Source organism: Brevibacillus brevis (genome assembly GCF_031583145.1).
Taxonomy (GTDB): Bacteria; Bacillota; Bacilli; order Brevibacillales; family Brevibacillaceae; genus Brevibacillus; species Brevibacillus brevis_E.
Genome location: NZ_CP134050.1, coordinates 1,065,747 through 1,084,786 on the forward strand (window position 1 = coordinate 1,065,747; position 19,040 = coordinate 1,084,786).

The following is a 19,040-nucleotide window of genomic DNA, read 5'->3' on the forward strand; positions in this document are numbered from 1 at the left end:
ACATACTTGTTGCGGGAGCGGCCAGGACTTTATCCGGCCTGCCTCGAAACGCCGTGTTCTTTGGCCCTCCGCGCTCCCCAGATAGCCCGTTGGAACAGCAGGGCAAAGGCGCCGATCGCCGCGATGGCGAAACCTACCGCCAGGAAGGCGGGGCTGGGACTCCATGCTGTCATCAGCCAGCCGCCCAGGAGCGGGGCCATGATAAACGTCGCGCTGGTCAGCGAGTCGATAATCCCGCGGACTCTCCCGAGTGCTTCCGGCGGGGTTTCCTTTTGCACGAGGTAATTGCTGCCGACCGTCGTCAGCCCGGTGCCGACCCCGCCGAACAAAGCGGCGACAAGCAGCCAATACCGGCTTTCCGCCGGCTCATACAGGGCGATCCACGCAAAGCAGACGCCGATCAGGAAGACGCCGCTGCCCAGTATCCAGCCGTACGAGCGCAGCTCGCGGAGACGGTGCAGCCACGTGATGGTGCACAAGGCGCCGAAGCCGATAACGCTGACCGTATAGCCGACCATTTCCGGATGGCGGGGGAGTTTTTCCCGAAAGATAACCGGCAACTGCGCGTCCGCCAGCTGGATCGCCATCATGGCGCACAGGGAAAAGATTGTACTGAGCAAAAGGATCCGGTTTTGCAAAAAGACTGCCCAGCCTTCCCGCCACGATTCATGAAGCGGGACGGCTTTTTGGCGGAGGCGTGCAGAAGCCTGGGCAGTCCGCCTGTCGGCATGCCGAATCGTCAGGAGCAGGACAGCGGAAAGCAAGAAGCTGCCGGCATTGATCATGAGGCAGACGGCAGGTGCATAAAACGCCGCGACGATGCCGCCGACCAAGGGGCCGATCAGCTTGCCCGCCTGCATGACGGCCCCGTTCAGGGAGGTCGCCTGCATGAGCTGCAGCTCTGGTACGACCTGCCGCGTCAACGTCTGCTGGGCAGGATCGTTGAACACCGAGGCGCATGAACGCAAGGCGATGACCAGCAAAAACGAGGCAGGATCGGGCATGGCAAGCAGAAGCAGGGTGGAGCCTGCCTGTACGACATCCATGACGATCATCAGCCTGACCTTGTCTACGCGGTCGGCCAGCACTCCCGCGACCTGCCCCAGGACGATCCCGGGCGCAGCGTAAGCGATCGGCAAAAGCGCCATCGTCATCGGATCAGCCTGCCAGACGAAGCCGAGCAAGATCGACACCGCAATAAAATCGAACCAGTCGCCGAGCGTAGACAGTCCGTAGGCAAAGAACAATATGCGAAAGGTTTTGTTTTCCCTGAGCATTTTGAATCCCTCCGTCGAAAGTTTCTCCTTCGATGATAAGAGGGATTTGTCAGAGGAATATCAAACGGCTCTTGCGACGAGGGAGAGGATCGATCTCTCGAGTTCCCCCAGCCGGTACTCGGCTTTCAGCTCTGACCACAGCTTATCGTATTTTCGCCGCCATTCTTCATCGCAGGCGAAGGTACGCAGGAAAAACTGGATGGTATGGATTCCGTAGATCAAATGAGGAACGAATTTCGTCGCACGAACGACTTCGATCCCTTCGTCAACCAGCTGCCGCGCCCTCGTGCGCTCTCCCCGCCGGTACAGGCAGATCCCCCGGTAGATGGTGAAGCTGCCCAGTTCACGCTGCATCGGGACCATTTGCAGCTTCTCGGCAGAAAGCCGGAGCAGCTCTTCCGCCTCGTCCAGCCGATCGGACAGGAGCGCGAGCAGAGCCTGTTGGGCTTGCAGGAAGAGGGTAAAGCTGTCGGAGCGGAGGTTCTCCACAATCGGTCGGGCCTTCGCCAACTGCGCTTCGGCTTCCTCGTGCAAACCGGCCATCGCGTACAATCCCACCGCAACGATTTGCATCTCATCGTGAAACAGAGAAGGCATCTGCGCAAAAAGAGGCTCGATCCGTTTAAACAAGCCGAGTGCCTGCAAGGGATCGGTCACCGCCATGTAGTATATATGGAACAGATAAAACAGCTTCTCCGGCATCGGGACGGACGAATTCTCCACAAACCAGGCAAAATTGCCGCGAATAAAATGCAGGTACTTGTCGTAATAAGGATCCAGGGAAAACCCGAGCACGTCCTGATTGGCGGCCAGCGTCTGCATGGCAGCGCCCATCCCCATGCCGTGATACGTCTCCAGCAGTCTGCGGAGGTGGTCAGAGAAGTCGCGATTGAGGTCTGACGGCTTGGGCGGCTGATACTGCTTCCACGTCAGCCGGTACCCCACTCCGCGCACGGTATCGATGGTAAACAGATGCGACCATTTGTGCAGCTTGCGGCGCAGCCGGTAGATGTGGTCGTCGACGGTCCGGTCTGTCGGGTCCTCGAGCGGCCACACCCGGTCCAGCAGTTCTTCCCGGGAAAACGTCCGGTTTCTCCAGGTGAACAAATAGTGGAGCAAGGCGTATTCCTTCGGCAACAAAGTAACGGTCTCATCGGCGTAATGGACCTGAAACGACTCGTCGGACCATGAGATCATCCCCATTTGAATGACTCCTCACGCAAATCGTATTTTTTCATCTTGTTGTACAACGTTCCGCGCGAGATGCCGAGCAGCTCGGCCGCCGCCTTTTTGTTGCCGTACGTGCGTGCCAGTGCGGCTGCGATGCGCTCTCGCTCCGATGCTGCCGGAGCAGGCGCGGGGAAGAAGGGCGCTCCCGCCTGCGGCCCAGAGGCATGGCTGGCGGACGGTGGCGCTGCTTGCAGTGGAAAGGCGGCCGATGGAAAGCCTCTGCCCGACTCTGCCGCGTGCTGCGAGCGGATGGCCGACGGAAGATGCTCCGGCTGAATCGCGCCGTTTTCCTGCAGGATGGACAATCGCTCGATGACGTTGCGCAGCTGGCGAATGTTGCCCGGCCAGCTGTAATCGAACAGCGCCTGCATGACCTCGGGAGCGATCCGGGGAACGGGCTGCTCATGGATCACGGAGTACTCCTGAATGAATATTTGCACGAGCTCCGGAAGGTCCTCCCGCCGTTCACGCAGCGGCGGAATTTCCAGGGAAAAGACGTTGAGCCGGTAGTAGAGATCTTCACGAAATCTTCCGTCTGCCACCATCTGCTCCAGCTGGCGGTTCGTGGCAGCGACGATCCGCGTGTTGACGGTGATCGGTTCCGTTCCGCCCACGCGGTAAAATTGCTTCTCCTGCAGAGCGCGCAGCAGCTTGACCTGCAGCTCCAGGGGAAGCTCCCCGATTTCATCGAGAAACAAGGTGCCGCCGTGCGCCAGCTCCAGCTTTCCGGGCTTTCCTTTCTTCTCGGCGCCGGTGAAGGCCCCTCCCTGGTAGCCGAACAGCTCGCTCTCAAACAAGGCCGCCGGGATGGCTCCGCAGTTGATGGCGATAAATGGCTTTTCCCGTCGCCGGCTCGCCTGATGGATCGCCTTGGCAAACAGCTCCTTGCCTACGCCGCTCTCCCCGTAGATCAGCACGGTCGCGTCGGTCTGTGCCACTTTTTGCGCGGACGAGATGGCCGACTGGATGGAGGCCGAATGCCCCTTGATCGCGTAGAACGGATCGTCCGCAGCCTGGAAGCGGCTCATTTCCTGCTGCAGCGTGTGCAGATGGGCGGTCGTGTGGGCCAGCTCCTCATTGAGTCTGACGAGCTCGGTGATGTCCTGCTCGATGGAAATCGCCCCGATGATATCGCCCTCGAGCAGAATCGGAGCGGCATTGATCAGCACGTGGCTGTCCGGTCGGGGAATGTGGTATACGCGATGGACGGACGTCCCTTGGCGCAGAGCGTCCAGCAGGCGGATCGATTCGCTGGCGAAGTGCTCGTCCAGCGCAGTCCCGAGCACCCCGGCACGATCGATCTCGTAGATCTTTTCCGCCGCCCGGTTCCAGTACTGGACGACATTGCGCGAGTCGACGATCGTCACGGCTTCGCTCATCGTATCCATCAGGGTCCCCAGCAGAACCGACTGGTTTTGCGTCAGGGCGAGAAACGCAGCAAGAAGCTGGCCGGGCGTGATGATGCCTGTCGGAGTGCCATCGTCGTCGACAGTCACGAGGGCGGGGATCTCCGCATCGTTCGCCGCAAGGGCCAGTTGCTTGCTGATCTCATCCAGTGTCGTGCGCTGATTCACTGCAATGGCCCTCACGCTCTGCGCCCCGTTTTGCCACACACCTTCCGTTTCGCCCGCGCGTATTGTGATAGCGTCAGGATTGACCGGAGCGGCCAGCGAGGACACTTCCCCCCCGAGAGAAAATAGCGGTTTCAAACAATCACTCCCCATCCAAACGAATTGTAGGACTCATCCCTGTCTGATCTTCAGTAGTTTCTAGTCAAAAGTGTACAAGAATAGACACAAGCTGTACATATGTGTTTAATCTCTTTTGCTGTTTTGGGCCCGCTTTCGAGAATGAACAGGCAACTTTCTGATACGAATGAGAAATGTCCAGTTTCTTTTGGAGAAAAATTATTTTGGCACGGATTGTGCTAGAAGAAGGGAGCAGAGTACGTTGAGGAGGAGACAGTCAACGATGGAACAAGCGATGAAGGATTTCTTTTTATTCTTATCCAAAAACAAAACGCTGAACGCGGCCGCGAAAAAATGGGGATTGCGCTTTGGAGCGAGCCGTTTCGTATCGGGAGAAACCATTGCGGAGGCGATCAAGGCCGTCCGCGAGTTGAATCAGAAGGGCCTGGTCTGCACGCTGGACCATTTGGGCGAGTTCGTCTTCAGCGTAGAGGAAGCGAACGAATCGGCCGACTATTGCATCAAGACGCTGGAGGCGATCCACCAATCCGGCGTAGACTGCAACCTGTCGCTGAAAATGACTTCGCTCGGTCTCGACATCAGCCGCGATCTGTGCATGAGCAATATGCGGCGCATTCTGGATGCAGCAAAGAAAAACGGCAATATCTTCGTGCGGATCGACATGGAGGACTACGCGCACAATCACGTCACCATGGAGATTTTAAACGAGCTTTTGGAAGAGTACCAGAACGTCGGTACCGTAATTCAGGCGTACCTGTACAAGGCGTCCGATGACATCGAAAGCCTCAAGGACAAAAAGGTCAACTTCCGCCTCGTAAAGGGAGCGTACAAGGAGTCTCCGGAAGTCGCTTACCCGAACAAGCCGGACGTAGACGAAAACTACAAAAAAATCATCAAGCAGCACTTGCTCAATGGCGGATACGCGGCGGTCGCCACTCATGACGACGCCATCATCGAATACGTCAAAAAGCTGGCCGTCGAACACAATATCCCGCGCACCCAGTTCGAGTTCCAGATGCTGTTCGGCATCCGCACCCAGTCCCAGATCGATCTGGCTCGCGAAGGCTATAAAATGCGCGTCTACGTGCCTTACGGGAACGATTGGTACGGCTACTTCATGCGTCGCCTGGCCGAGAGCCCGGCCAATGTGAAATTTGTGCTGAAAGGCATGTTCACCAAGTAAAAAGGCAAGATTGCAAACACCTTCGGATGAGATTCGGGGGTGTTTTGTGTTACGATGGGAAAAAATCGAGGAAGGTGCGATGCTCTTGCATTCGACTGTCATTTCTCTCGTCCCCCCCTATTCGTTTGAACGGCTGCTGCGCCGTTTGGAGACCCACCCTGATCCTCAGCTGTTCGTTGATACAGAAGCGAGCACGCTGCGGCGCGCATTTCGCGTCGGGACTCGCCCCGTACTCGCGAGTCTGCAGTTTGCCGGATCGACGGAGGAGCCCGTAATTCGACTGAATACAGAGGCGACACTTTCGCCCGCGGAGCAGCAGCTTCTGGAGAAAACCGTCCGGCACATGTTCAGCGCCGATCAGGATCTGACGCCCGTTTATGAGCATATGCGCCAAAGCCCGGAGATGGCGGTGCTGACGGAGCGGTTCCGCGGGCTGCGCTTTTTTCTGGATTCCGACCTGTTTCAATCGATGGTCAAGACCATCATCGGCCAGCAAATCAACCTGGCGTTTGCCGCTTCGCTTACTCAGCGCCTGCTGGAGCTCGCGGGCGATATGATGGAAGACACGGATGGCCGCACCTTTATGGCGTTCCCCACGGAGGAAGCCGTCGCCAGGCTGGAGCCGGACGATTTGCGACCGCTGCAATTCAGCCAGCGCAAAGCGGAATACATCATCGACTACGCGCGTGCCATCGTCAACGGCACGATCGATCTGGACCGGCTGTGGCAGATGGAGGACGAAGAGATCGTCGCGTATTTGACGTCGCTCAGAGGGATCGGCAGATGGACCGTCGAGTGCCTCATGATGTTCGGCATGGGCCGTCCGGATCTGCTTCCGGCAGCAGACATCGGTCTGCGAAACGGACTGCAGCTGGTCTTCGGCCTCGCGGACAAGCCGGACGAAAAGGAGATTCGTCGTATCGGCGCTGCGTGGACGCCGTGGCGAAGCTTGTATTCGCTGTACATTTGGGAAGCGGTGGGAGCTGTCAGAAGAAAAGAGGTATGGGAGTAGTGCTTGGCGTTTCCTGAACCACCACTCGATCGTTTAGAAAAAAAAGAAAGTTGTTGTTTGAGGGGAGATTCGTCTATAATAAATAAAAATTTATGATTATTAAAAACATGAAAGGAATCAACATGAGAGAATTATCAACGAGAGAAACCATTACTGTCGGACTCATGCTGTTTGCGCTGTTCTTCGGAGCGGGCAATATGATTTTTCCACCGGCTTTGGGACAAGCCGCGGGCACTGATGTGTGGACCGCGATGCTCGGTTTTATTATAACGGGAGTGGGCTTGCCGCTGATGGGAGTCATTGCGGTAGGACTCGGCGGAGGAAACTTGCAGACGCTGGCGGGGAGAGTACACCCTGTTTTCGCTGGAATTTTCACATTTATCGTATATTTGGCCATCGGGCCTTTCATGGCAATCCCACGGACCGGCACTGTTACCTTTGAAATGGGCGTCGCGCCGTTTTTGCCAGAGTCGGCAAAGGGTAGCTGGTTGCCGCTGTTCCTTACGACCATTGTCTATTTTGCGCTCACCTACTGGCTTTGCCTGAATCCGTCCAAGCTGGTCGATCGGATCGGGAAGGTTTTGACTCCGGCGCTGCTGATCATCATCGGGGTGATGTTCGTCGGCACCTTGCTGAACCCGATCGGCGACATGGGGCAGCCGACGGGAGCCTATCAATCAACTCCGTTCATCAAGGGCTTCCTGGAAGGGTATTTGACGCTCGACGCGCTGGCGGCGATGGTATTCGGAATCGTCGTGACCGCTTCGGTGCAGGCGGTAGGAGTGACGGACCGCAAGAAAATCACGATCTCGACAATCAAGGCGGCAGTGATCGCGGCTGCGGGTCTGGGGCTTGTGTACCTCGCTCTCAGCTATATGGGAGCGACCAGCATCTCCCTGGGGCAGTCCGAGAACGGGGGGCAGATCTTGAACGGAGTCGTCCAGCATTTGTTCGGGCCACTCGGGTCCATGCTGCTCGGCTTGGCCGTGACGCTGGCGTGCCTGACGACGTCGGTCGGCCTGGTAACCGCATGCGGCCGTTTCTTCTCGGATCTTTTCCCAGCCATTTCATACCGGACGATGGCGGCCATTCTCAGCGTGTTCAGTGCGGCTGTGGCAAACGTCGGGCTGACCCAGCTGATCGCGTTTTCCGTACCGGTGCTGATGGCGATTTATCCGATCGCGATCGTGCTGATGCTGCTGTCGTTTTTCCACAAGCTGTTCAAAGGGTACTCCTCGGTATACATCGGGGCGATCGTCGTGACTGCCGCGATCAGCCTGGTAGACGGAGCGTCGATGATGGGACTGCCGGTTTCGGCCATCACGGATGTATACGGGCATCTGCCGTTGTATAAGGAAGGAATCGGTTGGCTCCTGCCTTCCATCGCAGGGGCGCTGCTCGGATTTTTGTGGGGAAGCCTGCGGCCCAAGCGCCAAGGGAACCAAGAAACCTATCGCGAGAAGCCGAGCAATACGTAAAAATAGAATGAAACAGGTAAAAGTCGGGGAGTGTTCCCCGGCTTTTTCTTTTAGAGGCAGAAGCTACGTCCGGTTTCCACGCATGCTTTCATCCAACGGTTCTCCATGGAAAAGAAGCTGATGATGGAGGGAATGCACGGGCCGCCTTCCTTTTAGTTCCAGCTAGCTAGGACTTCCATCCGTCCACAATCACACGCATCTGTGGTACCATAGGAAAAAGCCTGTGTTCTGGACGGCAACATGCAGAGGAAACGGCCTGCAATGACTCTGGCAGCAGGAGGTTCCTGGATCAGAACGGATTGGCCGCGTCGCCATCCGCTGATTTGCGCATGTGTTTTTTTATACAGATAGGAATTTACAAATTCCTATCCAGTATGAGGGCAACCGCGGCTCTGCCAAAAGGCATGGCGTAGCCGGGTTCTCTAATTCGCTTACGGATGTGGCGATCAGCCAAGCTTTTCGAAAAAGGAGGTTGTCGGCTTTGGCACCTACAAAGGTTTTGGTAGCAGATGACGATCCGAATGTACGCGAAATTATTCGCCTGTATTTTTCCAAGCAGCAAATCGACCTGGTCGTCGCGAGCGACGGTCAAGAGGCTATAGACATGATGGAAAAGGAAACGCCGGACATGGTGATCCTCGATGTGATGATGCCGCAAATGGATGGCTTCGAGGCTTGTCGGGAAATCCGCAAGAAGTGGGATACGCCCATCATCATGCTGACGGCGAAAGATGAAGAAATAGACCGCGTGCTCGGGCTGGAGCTCGGCGCGGATGACTACGTGACCAAGCCGTTCAGTCCACGCGAGCTGGTGGCGCGGATTCGGGCCATCCTCCGGCGCATGCAGCCGAAAGGAAAGGCTCCGGAAGAAGTGTCCAAACCGCTCGACTTTGACCAGCTGACCATCGATGTGGACAAACGCGAAGTAGTGGCGGCAGGGGAGAAGATCAGCTTCCGGCCCAAGGAGTTTGACCTCCTGGTGCAGCTGGCCAAGTCGCCGGGCAGCGTGTTCTCGCGGGAGCAGCTGCTGGAACAGGTATGGGGTTTTGACTATTTCGGCGACGTGCGCACCGTCGATGTGCACATCAAAAAGATCCGGCAGCGGCTGGAGAAGCTGCCGTACGACTGCATTCATACGGTATGGGGGATCGGCTACAAGTTTGGGGTGGAAAACTGATGCTGGGGACGTCGAAAAGCATCTTCCGCCGCCTGCTGTTCAGCTTTCTGGCCACCGTACTGCTCGGGCTGGGCATCTCCGGCCTGCTCATCGCCTTTTTTGCACGGGAGTACATTTACGATTCCAAGGAAGAAGAAATGCTCAGGATGGCCAAAAAAGTGAACGTCGCCATCCACGACAGCAATAAGGTCAATAAGGCGCTGCTCGACAAGCTGGCGATGCTGGACGAAGCGTTCGATACGCGGATCTGGCTGTTCAACGAGCAGGGCAAAATCGTGGCGACCTCGATGAAGGACGAAGTGTTTACCGGCAAGTCGGTAGCGGTCTCGATTGCGGACAACGTGCTGAAAGGCAAAAACGCCGTCACCGAGCTGCAGATCGAAGGATTGGAAGACCCGATGCTGTCCGTCTCCGTGCCGTGGGGAGAGGGCGAGAAGGTGTACGGCGGTATCATTTTGCATGCCCCTATCGAAGGGATCGAGCGCACATTTGCACAGATGCGCGAGACGATTCTCTGGGCGACGCTGTTTGGTGTGCTCCTTTCCACGGCGATGGTCTCCTATTTGTCCTGGTCGATCTCCAGGCCGCTCCGGACCATCGAGCGAACGGCGGCGGAGATCGGGCGGGGCAACTACACCGAGCGCGTCCGCGTCGATACCTCGGATGAGATCAGCGATTTGGCGCAGACGATCAACACGATGGCGGAAAAGCTCGAGAAGGTCGAGCAGGAGCGGTACCATCTGGAGCAGGTGCGAAGCGATTTCCTCGCCAATGTCTCGCATGAGCTGCGCACGCCCTTGACGGCCATGCAAGGCTTTCTGGAGGCCCTCCAGGACGGCTTGGTCGAGGACGAGGAGGCGCGGCAAAAGTATTATGCCGTGATGTACACGGAGACGATGCAGGTCAATCGCCTGGTCGACGATTTGATGGACCTGATGAAGCTGGAAAACAACGAAGTCAACTTGGCGAAGTTTCCGGTGGACGTGGCGGACGTGATGAACAAAGTCGCGTTCTCATTCCGCGCGGAGGCCGAGGAAAAAGGGCTGACGATCAAGGTCGAGACGGAAGACGGCCTTCCGAAAATTTATGCGGACCGCGATCGGGTGGCCCAAATTTTGAAAAATTTCGTAAAAAATGCCGTGAAGTTTACCGAGCATGGAGAAATTCGCTTGACGGCCGCAGCGGAGGAGCCGTACGTGCGGATTCAGGTGAGCGATACGGGCATCGGCATTTCCCAGGACGACTTGAATCGCATCTGGGAGCGGTTTTTCAAAGTAGACCGGGGACGTTCCAAAAACAACAAGGGGACTGGCCTGGGGCTGGCCATCGTCAAAGAGCTGGTAGAGCTGCACGATGGAAAGTGGAGCGTCGAGAGCGAGCTGGGCCAGGGAAGCACATTTACCGTCTGGCTGCCCACTGTTGGCGCGTACCGGCAATCCGGTTAGGCTGGGATGGTCATACTTTTTTCATACTTTGCTCATGGTTTTTTCCCATTTCCCTCACAGAATGGTTATCTTTGACCGTTACCATGTAGTTGTGACCGAAGAGAGAGTCACAAAGCACTCGGAAAGAAAGGGGAATGAACATGAAGAAGAGATGGGTTTCCATCGCAGCTGTCGCCTTGCTCTTGTCCGGCAGTCTGGTCGCTTGCTCCAGCAATACGGGCAGCACTCCAGAGCCGGCAACACAACAAGACGGAGGCAGCGCAACCACACCGGAGAGCTCCACCAACACCAATAGCCAATCGACCGACAGTTCGGTTTCCAAAGATCAATCTTCACCTGATGCTGCTACAGGCAGCTCCGACTCGACAGGCGGCTCTGACGCGACCTCGGGTTCGTCTGACAGCTCCAGCTCCTCGTCGACTGGATCTTCCACATCCAGTGACAGCGGAAGCAGTACGGACAGCAATGCCAAAGCTGGCTCGTCTGATTCCACGGGAGCTTCCAGTGCAGACAGCGGCAGCACTTCCAGCCAGTCTGGCACGACTGATACGACCAAGCAGTAACCGTGAAGGAACGACAAGCAGCCAACTTGTTCGTTTGAATCCTCTACTTCCCTCCCCGGGTTTACCATATAAGGCGGCTGATGCCGCCTCTTTTTGTGCACACAGAAATCTACTCCCTGTACAGCAGCGCCTGGGCGATTCCGATAAAATATTCCGATTCGCGGCGGATGTGGTTCAAAACCGTAATGGCCGTCGGATTATGCTTCAATGCTTCACTTTCGGTCCCCAACTGATTCAGCAGCACAATAAATTGCTCGCTTTCCTCCAAGGCAAACTGCACGAGCTTCAGCACGTCCTTGTAGAACTCCGGCCGAAGATACTCTCCGCCTCGTACGGCTGTTTCGATATATTGGACAAACGTGGCTTGCGTGCGCGACAAAGCCTGTTCCCATTCTTTCAACGCCTGCACAAACGGGGGCTCAAGATTGGGAACGAGCGCCCGGATCACCTCCGTATGCTCTGCCTCCTGATGCTTCCAAAACTCGCCTTCGTCCAAAATCCGCAGCGGCATTTGTTCACCGTAATAAAATCGCATGCCTATTCCCCTTTGCACGAAATTCGATTTTCACGGTAGCCTATGCACAGGTGCCCAGGGAGGTTACGCAAAACAAAACAGACCGCGCCAGCTCCGTTTGGCACAGTCTGTTTTTTTGCACGATGTCATTGCCTACCGATGCGTTTCTACGGGTTGGCTGCTTTCAAGCTTTCCTCGCGAATCAGCTCAAGCAGCTCCCGCTTCAAGGCCAGGAATTCTGCGCTGTCCTTGTTGTGGTAATCCCGTGGACGAGGCAGCGGCACCTTGATGTTCTTCTTGAGGCGTCCCGGCCTTGCCGTCATGACGTAGATGGAATCGCCCAGGAAGATGGACTCCTCGACATCATGGGTGATGAACAGGATCGTTTTCTTCGACTCTTCCCATACTTTGAGCAGGATCTCCTGCATGATCGTGCGCGTCTGCGCATCCAGCGCCCCGAACGGCTCGTCCATGAGGAGGATTTCGGGATCGTTGGCCAGGGCTCTGGCAATCGCCACGCGCTGCTTCATCCCGCCGGACAGCTGAATCGGATAATGCTTGTCAAAGCCTTGCAGGCCGATCAGGTCCAGATAGTGGTACGCGACCTCATCCTGTTGTTTTTTGGGAAAGCCTTTGAGATCCAGTCCAAACGTGATGTTGTCCTTTACCGTCAGCCACGGATAGAGCGTGTACGACTGAAAGACCATTCCCCGGTCCGGGCCAGGGCCGCTGATCTCCTTTCCATCCAGGTAGACGTGCCCCGAGGAGGGCTCCTCCAAGCCCGCGACGACGCGGAGGATGGTGGATTTCCCGCACCCGGAAGGCCCCAGGATGGTGACGAACTCCCCTTCGGCCACGGAAAACGATGTCTGGTCCAGGGCGACCACCTGGCCGCTTTTGGTCGAAAATACTTTCCCTACATTGTCTATGACTAGTTTTGGCGTTGTTGTCATCTCAGGATCCTTCCTTTCTCATCCAGGAGAAAGATGCGCGATAGACTGCTTTGAAAATCAAATCCATGATCAATCCCAATATCCCGATGATCAAAATTCCCACGATGATTTTGTCAGGCTTCAGGAAGCGAGAAGCCTGCATAATCATGTACCCGAGACCGTCCGAGGCGCCGACGAGCTCGGCGACCACCAGATACGTCCAGGCCCAGCCGAACGTGATGCGCAGCGTATCGACGATCCCCGGCAGAGAGGCGGGGAGGATGACCCGTTTGAAGAGCTGGAGCTTTTTGGCCCCCAAGGTATAGGAGACTTCGATCAGCTCGTTTTGGATGTTTTTCGTGACGTCCATCACCATGAGCGTCAGCTGGAAGAAGGTCCCGAAGAAGATCACGGCCATTTTTTCCCCTTCCCCGAGGCCGATCCACAAAATGAACAAGGGAATGAAGGCAGAGGCGGGCATGTAGCGGATAAAGCCGATAATCGGTTCAAAGGCTCCTTCCATGATGCGCAAGGTCCCCATGAGCATTCCCAGCGGTACGCCGATCAGGGCAGCGATGACGAAGCCGAGTGCGACCCGGCTAAAGCTGATACCGATGTCTGCCCAGATCTCACCGCCTTGAAACATGGAGATGGCCGTTTTGATGATCTTGTCCGGCGCAGGGAGGAACAGCGGGTTGACGAGTCCTCCGTAGCTCAAGATGGACCAGACTGCGATCAGAATGAGAAAGGTAGCGATTCCAGCCCCGGAATAAAGAGGTTTGGCGATATCCTTATTCGGGGTAAAGACATTTTTCCACATCGTCATCCCTCATTTTTGCTTGAAGTAGAAAGTGCTTATCCGCGTTTGCGGGGGTGTGAACGAGAAAAGGAGGCCCGAGGCGGGCACTCCCTTAAAGTCCTCCAACAAATGTCGAGTTCAAGACGTCTTCTGGCTTAGGAGCGGTATCGATCAGTTTTTGTTCCATATAGAAGTCGATGGCGTTTTTGGCGGAGGTGTAAATCTCGCCTTTTCCATCGCCAAAGAGCTGTTTGTTTTCGTCCTTGTGCAGGAATTTCAGCCCGGACACCGTGCCGGTGAATTCGGACAGATCAATTTTCAGGCCTTTTGCCATGATTTCGTTGGATTCATCCGTGTGCTCTTTCCAGTAGTCCATGGCTTCGGCCATCGCTGCGACGAACGCTTTGATGTCGTCAGGACGCTGTTCGATCACGTCTTTCTTGAAGCCGACGGTATCGACGATGATTCCGGACAGCTCTTTCGTGGAGAGGAGCACTTTCCCGTTGGCCTGGGAAGCCTTGCTCAGCCATGGCTCCCATGTCACGGCTGCGTCCACTTTGCCCGCTACGAAAGCGGCGCCGGCGTCACCGGCAGACATTTGCACCATTTCGACGTCCTTGTCCGTCAGGTTGGCTTGCTTCAATGCGGTGAGGATCAGCATGTGGCTGGTGGAGCCTTGTTCAAACGCGACTTTCTTGCCTTTCAGGTCGGCCACGCTCTTGATGTCGTTTTTGGCGATGATCCCGTCGCCGCCATACGAGTCGTCGAGCAGCCATACGACTTGCATCGGTACGCCTGCAGCGGCAAGCGTCACTTGCACGTCGAGGGCAGTGGCCATACCGTCCACTTGTCCGCCGGCGAGGGCTTGCTTGCGCTCGGCCAAGCCTTCAATGGTCGACAGCTCGACATCGAGGCCGTGTTTTTCAAAGAGGCCTTTTTCTTTCGCAAGGAACAGAGGGCCGTACCCTGTCCACGTCGGCAGTGTGATTTTCAACGGCGTTTTGGCGGCAGATGCGGAACTGTTTCCCCCTTCGGCAGGCTTCGCTTGCTCGGCCTGATTGGAGGAGCCGCAACCGGCGGCAGCAAGGGCGACGATGACTGACAGCAGCAAAAACAGAAACTTTTTCAATGTAACTTCCCCTTATGCGTTAGTTTTGGATGTCTGAATGATTTCTTTGAAGGCAAGGGCGAATGCTTCCATTTCTTCCGGAAGCCCGATAGAGACGCGCAGGTGGCTCGTCAGCCCGTAGCCGTTCAGGGTGCGGACGATGATGCCGCGCTCGGCCAGGCGGTCGAATACTTCGCTGCCTTCCAGCCCTGTATCGACGCAGACGAAGTTCGCCTGGCTTTTCAGGTAGGACAGCCCGAGCTCGTCAAAGGTGCGATGCAAAAGCTGTTTGCCTCTCCGGTTGTTTTCCCGGGAGGAGGCGACGTGCTCCGCATCGTCGAGACTGGCCAGGGCGCCCGCTTGCGCAATGCTGTTCACATTGAACGGGGGACGGACGTGGTTCACCGCATCGACGAGCTCGGCCTGACCGATCCCGTAGCCGATCCGGGCTGCAGCCAGCGAATAGATTTTGGAGAACGTCCGGATGACGAATACGTTGGCGAATTCTTTTGTCAATTCCACGGAAGAGGCATAGCCGTCGCCCTCCGCAAACTCGTGGTACGCTTCGTCGATGACCACGAGCACGTTTTCCGGGACGCGCTGGAGAAACGTCTTCATCTCATCAGCGGGTATGACCGTACCTGTCGGGTTGTTGGGATTGCAGAGGAAGACGACCTTCGTTTTCGCCGTGATCTTTTGCAGGACGTCTTCGAGGTCGATGGACAGGTCGTCCTTCATCCGCGAAAACACCGGCTTCGCTCCCATCACGTGCGTGGAAGCGAGGTACTGGACAAAGCAGACTTGCGGGATAATCGCTTCGTCCTGCGGCTCCAGGAACGTCTGGGCGACGAGGATGATCATCTCGTCTGCGCCGTTGGACAGGATGACATTCTCCGGGTGGACGCCTTCCTTTTCCGCGATCTTGGCCTGCACGGCATCGCCGCTGGAGCTCGGATACAGATTCAGCTGCGCGAGCGACTGCTGCATGGCCGCGATCGCCTTGGGAGACGGCCCGAGCGGATTCTCGTTAAAGGACAGCTTGTACACGCGCTCCTTGCCCAGCGCCTTTTTCATTTCCTCGATCGGCAGATCCGCGAGTGCGCACGTGTACGGCATCAGGTTGGGGTAGACGCTGCGAACCATTTGCTCCAGCTTCATTGGTATTTCACCTTTCTTCCGATCTGGTCTGCTCCCTGAATCGCTTGGACGACCATCTCAGGGGTTACCTCAAACGGCATGTTGTCCATGTCTTCGATGCCGACGGTGACTACGCCCAAGCGGTCCCAGTCTTCCTGGCTAAGCTCGGTGATCGCCATGTCTTCGAGCGTGTACGGCAATTCCACCTTTTGATAAAAGGAGATCAGCTCGCGGATGGTTTCTTCGCTTTTCCCTTCCAGGACGAGCTGGGACAGGATCCCGAAAGCGACGATTTCGCCGTGGTACGTGTCGTGCACCTCGGGGAAGATGGTCAGGCCGGAGTAAATCGCATGAGCTGCGGCGGTCCTGCAGTCGTCGCCGCCGTAACCGCTCACGCTGCCGCTGATCAGGATGATGCTGTCGATGACGTCGTTTACCGCTTGATCGACGTTTCCGTGCTTGATCGTTTCTATCGCAGAAGGACCTTTTTCCAGAAGAAGCCGGTAGAGCCCCTCCGCCAAACGGACGGCACTTTGATTGAGCGCAGTCGGCTTGCTCTTTTGCACCGATACGGAAGATTCGAACCACTTGGCCAGCGTGTCGCCGATTCCTGCCGCCAAAAAGCGGTAAGGGGCAGCAGCGATCACGTTTGTGTCGACGAGGACGACATTGGGGGCCTTGGAGCGATGGCTGATCTCGATGAAGGTGCCTTCGTCGTCGTACATGATGGCGATCGGAGTAGCGGGTGCGCAGGTCGCCGCGATAGTAGGGATGGCCAGCAGGGGCAGATTTTCTGCGAAAGCGACCGCTTTTACCGTGTCAATTGCCTTGCCGCCGCCAACCGCGACCAGCACCTCCGGCTTTTTCTCCTGGACGATGCTGCGCAGCTCGGCTACCTTTGACCACGAGCATTCTCCGCCGTACCAGACGAATCCCAGATTCTCGATGCCTTCTTTGTCCAAGCTGGCATTCACAGAGGCTTGTACGACAGACAAGGCCGTCTGCCCGCCGATCATCAGCGCGCTCCTACCGAATCCGCGGACGTATGTGCCGACTTCGTTTAACAGTGCTTCTTCTCGTACGTATTTCCCAGGTCCTGGAATGGTGAACATAGTGACAACTCCTGTTGTTTTATTCATGTAGATGTATGAATATACAAGTGAATATTTTATGATTTTACCAATAGTTTGTCAACTTGTATCAATCTTTTATTTTTGTTTATTTTAATTTATATTTCAGTGTTTGAAAACAGAAATTTCTTGCAAATCCCGCGCCATTTTCAGTAAAAAAACGGCTGCTGCCCCAAGAGGATCAGGGCAACAGCCGCTTTCGTTTGCAGGGAATGTCCGGATTACACCTCGTGCTTTTCTTTCTGGTCTTTGGCTTGCTGCAGATTGGACAGCGCTACGCCTGCAAAGATAAACGCCGCACCGGCGAAAAAGTACAGACCCAGATGCTCGTGCAGGAGCAGCCAACCCAGGAACGCGCCGACGATCGGCTGGACGAAGAAGAAGCCTGCGCCGCTGCCCGCGTGCATCAGCTCAAACCCTTTGTTCCACAAATAGAAGGCTCCGGCGGTGGAGATGATCCCGATGTACAGGATGCCCGCCCAGATTTCCCAGCCGAAATGCCAGGATACGGGGGTGACCGCCAGCTCCCAGACCATGACCGGACTCGTAAAAATCAGGCCGAACAAGGCGACGTACGTGGTGACGGCGAGCGACGAGTAGGTCTGTGTGGCCCGCTTGCTGAGTACCGTATAGAGCCCCCAGCTGACGGCAGCGACGAGCAGGATCAGGTTGCCGGTCAGTGACGATTGAGCGTCCGTCTGATCGGGCACTCCGATGACGATGAGGACCCCGACGGTCGCGAGCAAAATGCCGGCGAGCTGCTTTGCGCCGATGCGCTCCTCCAAGAGCCACACGGCAAAGATGGCGATGAATGCCGGCGACGCCGAAGTGATCAAGGCGCCCATGTGGGCAGTTGACAGCTTGGTCCCGAGAAACTGGGCGGCAATAGACACGGTGACGCCCACAAAAGCGATGAGCATGACCTGCGGGTAGTCTTTTTTGGCGATGAACTCCTTGCGCGCTACGACAAAGGCGCCGAGAACCACCAAAGCGATGGCGAAGCGCATGATCAGCAGCGTAAATGGCGGAACGGCCTCCAGCACGACCTTGCTGACGACGTAGACGCCGCCCCAAATCGCCGCAGCGAGCGTCAGGCATACGGCTCCAAACAATTGCGTTTTCCAGTGTGATTGCATGCAGTACCCCTCCCGGAATGTTCGTGAAAAAGGCGAGATTCCGTAGCCGAGGGGAGTGTACTACGCATTCCCTCCCGACTAGGAGCGGAGTGCGGGTACGTCGCGTTCGAACAGGCGAGTGGCCATTGTGTCACCTCCTAGGAGAAAGGTTGCAGCCATTTGGCTACGAGTAATACAGGCTGCATGAGCCGGCCGACCGGCGCATGAACCTGGCGATACTGTTCGTACCCGAGCTTGCCCCAGAAGAGCAGAGCCGGTTCGTTCAAGGCCATCACCCCGTGGTGGACGTGCAGGCCCCCAGCCTGTGCGAAGTAGGCTTCGGCGAGGCGGACCGCTTCCCTTCCGTAGCCTTTGCGTTGAAAGTCCGCATGCAGAAGCAGCACGCTGATCCAGCTTTTTCGGTCTGCGGGGTTGGACACGATGATGTGCATGACGCCGATAATCCGGTCGCCTGCCGCCACGGTGAGCCAATGACCGGTGGGAATGTCCAGGGTGGAGTCGTATTCGGCAGCGACCTCTGTCAATGTGACTGCATCGGAGCCGTGTCGCAACCGATTGTAGCCCGGATTGCTGTTGTATACGTCAAGCAGGGCGGAGAGCTCGCTTCGCTGCGTTTCGCGAAGCTCGATTGACTCTCCGGACAACAAGAGGCTCATTCTCTGCCCCCGTATTTGCGGATCAGGCCGATTTGCCCTGCGTGGTAGCCGTTGTGGTAGATCAGGCGTCCCAAGGCTTGCCGGGGAGTAATCGTGGCAATCGGCGCCTCGCAAGGCACGTCCCACGCTTCTTTTGGCAAAGCGGCGAGCGATTCGAGCAAATGGGCAAACGACTCTTCGCGAAACGCGAGCAGGGCGGCCAGGTCTGTAAAGTTCCCTTCGTCTTTGACCTGTCCGATGGTAGTGAGCCGCACACCGTCAGGCAAAGGACGTTGAAAAAACATCACGCAGAAACGGTATTCCACTTCCGCAATGTGGCGGATCAAAAAGCCGACCGAATTGGAGCCGGGGGCCAGCTTCCAACTGAGTTCCTTTTCCTCCAGATTTGCCAGCACGTCCGAATAGCGGGAGCGGGCCGTCTGCAGGGCAGGGAGCAACGTTTGTTCAAACATCACGATTCATCCTTCCTGGTCGCTTCGATGGTATAGCCTATCCTTATTATAGGAGAAAAAAGGAAAGGAAGCAGCCTGATCATTTGGAATTTTGCGAATGAA

The 19,040-nt window shown here is 56.5% G+C and carries 19 protein-coding genes; 5 read left to right on the top strand and 14 right to left on the bottom strand.

What is annotated here, in order from left to right:
* Nucleotides 1–29 precede the first annotated feature (29 nt).
* From RGB73_RS05420 to RGB73_RS05430, 3 genes are read right to left on the bottom strand one after another with little or no spacing between them, the layout of a single operon-like run.
* Nucleotides 30–1,277, bottom strand: a complete 1,248-nt coding sequence (locus RGB73_RS05420) for an MFS transporter (RefSeq protein WP_310769849.1) — start codon at nt 1,275–1,277, stop codon at nt 30–32.
* 60 nt (nt 1,278–1,337) lie between these two features.
* Complete coding sequence (locus RGB73_RS05425) at nt 1,338–2,480, bottom strand: winged helix-turn-helix domain-containing protein (RefSeq protein ID WP_310769851.1); 1,143 nt, start codon at nt 2,478–2,480, stop codon at nt 1,338–1,340.
* Nucleotides 2,471–4,216, bottom strand: a complete 1,746-nt coding sequence (locus RGB73_RS05430; protein ID WP_310769853.1) for a sigma-54 interaction domain-containing protein — start codon at nt 4,214–4,216, stop codon at nt 2,471–2,473. The genes RGB73_RS05425 and RGB73_RS05430 overlap by 10 nt, the downstream gene beginning before the upstream one ends.
* Before the next feature lie 262 nt (nt 4,217–4,478).
* On the opposite strand from RGB73_RS05430, the gene RGB73_RS05435 reads away from it, so the two are divergent.
* The 5 genes from RGB73_RS05435 (at nt 4,479) to RGB73_RS05455 (ending at nt 10,511) form a co-directional block, all read left to right on the top strand.
* Nucleotides 4,479–5,399, top strand: coding sequence for a proline dehydrogenase family protein (locus tag RGB73_RS05435; RefSeq protein WP_310769855.1), 921 nt, complete (start codon nt 4,479–4,481; stop codon nt 5,397–5,399).
* A 46-nt stretch (nt 5,400–5,445) separates the two neighbouring features.
* Nucleotides 5,446–6,411 (top strand): DNA-3-methyladenine glycosylase family protein, encoded by a 966-nt coding sequence (locus RGB73_RS05440; RefSeq protein ID WP_310769857.1) that lies wholly within the window; start codon nt 5,446–5,448, stop codon nt 6,409–6,411.
* A 122-nt stretch (nt 6,412–6,533) separates the two neighbouring features.
* The gene (gene brnQ / locus RGB73_RS05445; RefSeq protein ID WP_310769859.1) at nt 6,534–7,889 is read left to right on the top strand and encodes a branched-chain amino acid transport system II carrier protein; all 1,356 of its coding nucleotides are present in this window, start codon (nt 6,534–6,536) and stop codon (nt 7,887–7,889) included.
* 481 nt (nt 7,890–8,370) lie between these two features.
* Nucleotides 8,371–9,066 carry a response regulator transcription factor gene (locus RGB73_RS05450; protein WP_310769861.1) on the top strand — a complete coding sequence of 232 codons (696 nt, stop codon included), beginning with the start codon at nt 8,371–8,373 and terminating at the stop codon, nt 9,064–9,066.
* A complete protein-coding gene (locus RGB73_RS05455; protein ID WP_310769862.1) occupies nt 9,066–10,511 on the top strand; it encodes a sensor histidine kinase in 1,446 nt (481 codons plus the stop codon). The genes RGB73_RS05450 and RGB73_RS05455 overlap by 1 nt, the downstream gene beginning before the upstream one ends.
* Nucleotides 10,512–10,521: 10 nt before the next feature.
* Here the strand turns inward: RGB73_RS05455 and RGB73_RS05460 are convergent, their stop codons facing one another.
* The 11 genes from RGB73_RS05460 to RGB73_RS05510 form a co-directional block, all read right to left on the bottom strand.
* Nucleotides 10,522–10,833, bottom strand: a complete 312-nt coding sequence (locus RGB73_RS05460; protein ID WP_310769863.1) for a hypothetical protein — start codon at nt 10,831–10,833, stop codon at nt 10,522–10,524.
* Between the two features lie 3 nt (nt 10,834–10,836).
* Nucleotides 10,837–11,175, bottom strand: a complete 339-nt coding sequence (locus RGB73_RS05465; protein WP_310769864.1) for a hypothetical protein — start codon at nt 11,173–11,175, stop codon at nt 10,837–10,839.
* A gap of 8 nt (nt 11,176–11,183) precedes the next feature.
* Nucleotides 11,184–11,609 carry a DUF2935 domain-containing protein gene (locus tag RGB73_RS05470; RefSeq protein ID WP_310769866.1) on the bottom strand — a complete coding sequence of 142 codons (426 nt, stop codon included), beginning with the start codon at nt 11,607–11,609 and terminating at the stop codon, nt 11,184–11,186.
* A 146-nt stretch (nt 11,610–11,755) separates the two neighbouring features.
* Complete coding sequence (locus RGB73_RS05475) at nt 11,756–12,541, bottom strand: ABC transporter ATP-binding protein (RefSeq protein WP_310769868.1); 786 nt, start codon at nt 12,539–12,541, stop codon at nt 11,756–11,758.
* Between the two features lies 1 nt (nt 12,542).
* Nucleotides 12,543–13,340 (bottom strand): ABC transporter permease, encoded by a 798-nt coding sequence (locus tag RGB73_RS05480; protein WP_310769870.1) that lies wholly within the window; start codon nt 13,338–13,340, stop codon nt 12,543–12,545.
* A gap of 91 nt (nt 13,341–13,431) precedes the next feature.
* The gene (locus tag RGB73_RS05485) at nt 13,432–14,448 is read right to left on the bottom strand and encodes an ABC transporter substrate-binding protein (RefSeq protein ID WP_310769872.1); all 1,017 of its coding nucleotides are present in this window, start codon (nt 14,446–14,448) and stop codon (nt 13,432–13,434) included.
* A 12-nt stretch (nt 14,449–14,460) separates the two neighbouring features.
* Nucleotides 14,461–15,585, bottom strand: coding sequence for a histidinol-phosphate transaminase (gene hisC / locus RGB73_RS05490; RefSeq protein ID WP_310769874.1), 1,125 nt, complete (start codon nt 15,583–15,585; stop codon nt 14,461–14,463).
* Complete coding sequence (locus RGB73_RS05495; RefSeq protein WP_310769876.1) at nt 15,582–16,676, bottom strand: iron-containing alcohol dehydrogenase family protein; 1,095 nt, start codon at nt 16,674–16,676, stop codon at nt 15,582–15,584. Before RGB73_RS05495 ends, hisC begins: the two co-directional genes overlap by 4 nt.
* Nucleotides 16,677–16,915: 239 nt before the next feature.
* Nucleotides 16,916–17,830, bottom strand: coding sequence for a DMT family transporter (locus RGB73_RS05500; protein ID WP_310769878.1), 915 nt, complete (start codon nt 17,828–17,830; stop codon nt 16,916–16,918).
* 137 nt (nt 17,831–17,967) lie between these two features.
* Nucleotides 17,968–18,486 (bottom strand): GNAT family N-acetyltransferase, encoded by a 519-nt coding sequence (locus tag RGB73_RS05505; RefSeq protein ID WP_310769879.1) that lies wholly within the window; start codon nt 18,484–18,486, stop codon nt 17,968–17,970.
* Nucleotides 18,483–18,938 carry a DinB family protein gene (locus RGB73_RS05510; RefSeq protein ID WP_310769881.1) on the bottom strand — a complete coding sequence of 152 codons (456 nt, stop codon included), beginning with the start codon at nt 18,936–18,938 and terminating at the stop codon, nt 18,483–18,485. Before RGB73_RS05510 ends, RGB73_RS05505 begins: the two co-directional genes overlap by 4 nt.
* Nucleotides 18,939–19,040 lie beyond the last annotated feature (102 nt).